This is a genomic window from Dellaglioa sp. CoH-57-MRSF-20 (genome assembly GCF_056781955.1).
This window is the reverse complement of sequence record NZ_JBXAXV010000079.1, coordinates 1-527: the sequence shown is the minus strand read 5'-3', so window position 1 is coordinate 527 and position 527 is coordinate 1. Positions and strand designations below refer to the sequence as shown.

Sequence of the window (527 nt, the reverse complement as noted above, 5' to 3'; positions counted from 1 at the left end):
AGCGCACTGTTGACCGGAACCGAGAACGTACTGCCTAGGCCAGCCATTCCTGCTGGTGGCGGTATTAGCGTGCTTCGATTGTTGACCGTGAGCTGCTGAGATGTGGTTGATCCACCAACGTTAAGGCCCAGAGCGCGCATCAGGTTCTGTGTGTACGTCCCCCGTGCATACTCTTCGTCAGTAGGTATCGGAAGGTCGCGCTTGGGGCCAACAGGAACTGGCATCGATACACCTGCCGCTGCTCCCGGAGGACCGCCATTTTTGTACGGATCACCCGTTTTGGTGTAGTCGAAGTCAGGGTTATTGCCACCAGCCGGACTCATGTCCTTACCGACGCGGTTATCAGGCTTCTTAATGCCCAACTTATCCAGAGCCAAATCTATGGTGTCCGACGCGGCCTTGGACACGACGCTCCATGCCTCCGTGAACACCTTGACTACGTTATCCCATGTCAGGTATTTGTCCATAAGTGCACCCATCTCTTTGTAGAGTTCTGGGTCAAGAACCATGGACGCCAATAGTGGGCC

1 protein-coding gene is annotated in these 527 nt (G+C 55.0%); it reads right to left on the bottom strand.

What is annotated here, in order from left to right:
* Window positions 1–467: hypothetical protein (locus tag AC1RPN_RS08195; protein WP_481763715.1), on the bottom strand; the 467-nt coding region annotated here is incomplete at its 3' end.
* Window positions 468–527: the final 60 nt, after the last annotated feature.